We start from the raw sequence: 975 nt of genomic DNA on the forward strand, positions 1-975 counted from the left end.
CCGCTGCGAGCAGGGCGGCCTTGCCGCCCGGCCCCGCGCAGAGGTCGAGCCAGCGCTCTCCTGTCCGCACCGGGCGGGCCCGGGAGAGCGCGAGGGCGGCGAGCTGCGAACCTCGTCCTGCACGCGCAGCCGGCCTTCGTGCACCGCGGGGAACGCCTCCGGATCGCCTCCCGTGCTGGTCAGACCGACCGGCGAGAAGCGATCGGGCTCGGCACCCGGAAGGTCGTCGGACGAGGCCAGTCCGGGCAGGGCGACGAGGTTCACCCGGGGTGCGGCGTTGTCGGAGGCGAGGAGCGCGTCGAGCTCGTCGGCCGCGCCCTCTGCGGCCAGGGCTCGACGCAGCGCGCGCACGATCCAGACGGGATGCGAGTGCAGAGCGGCGATCCGGTCGTCCCCCGAGACAGCCGCCTCGGAGACCCGCTCGCGCCACTGCCGAGCACTCGAGCGCGAGACCGTGCGCAGGACGGCGTTGGCGAACGCGACCGCTCCCCGGGAGGAACCGGCGGCCACGAGTGCGACGCTCTCGTTGACGGCGGCGTGAGGCGCGATGCGCGTGGCCAGCAGCTGATGCACGCCGAGTCGCAGAGCGTCGAGGACCGGTGCGTCGATGGCGTCGACTGCGCGACCTGCTGCAAGCGCGATCACGCGGTCGTAGTAGCCGGACATCCGCAGCGTGCCGTAGCACAGCTCGGTCGCGAGCCCGGCGTCAGCGGACGAGAGCGCGGCCGCGCGGATCCGCGCGGGCAGGACGAGGTTCGCGTAGGCGTCAGACCCGCTCACCGCGAGGAGCACGTCGTAGGCGACTCGGCGGGCGGGAGCGGCACCGGCGCTCACGCGAGGACCGTGCTCTCGCGGAGACCGCGCGCCCACGCCGCCCCGGGCATCGGAGTCCTCCCCGCCGGCTGGACGGTCACCAGCTCGACGGCGCCGTCGGCCGTGCCCACCAGTGGCGCGCCCGGAGTCGACGCAGCACCC

1 protein-coding gene and 1 pseudogene are annotated in these 975 nt (G+C 75.1%); both read right to left on the reverse strand.

Annotated elements, in window-relative coordinates; genetic code table 11:
• Positions 1-870 (reverse strand): annotated as a pseudogene (locus ACH61_RS15630) (transcription antitermination factor NusB); the annotation flags it as partial.
• Complete coding sequence (locus ACH61_RS18905; RefSeq protein WP_082845323.1) at positions 831-944, reverse strand: hypothetical protein; 114 nt, start codon at positions 942-944, stop codon at positions 831-833. The pseudogene ACH61_RS15630 and the gene ACH61_RS18905, both read right to left, overlap by 40 nt.
• Positions 945-975 lie beyond the last annotated feature (31 nt).

Source organism: Rathayibacter tanaceti, assembly GCF_001634385.1.
Lineage (GTDB): Bacteria > Actinomycetota > Actinomycetes > Actinomycetales > Microbacteriaceae > Rathayibacter > Rathayibacter tanaceti.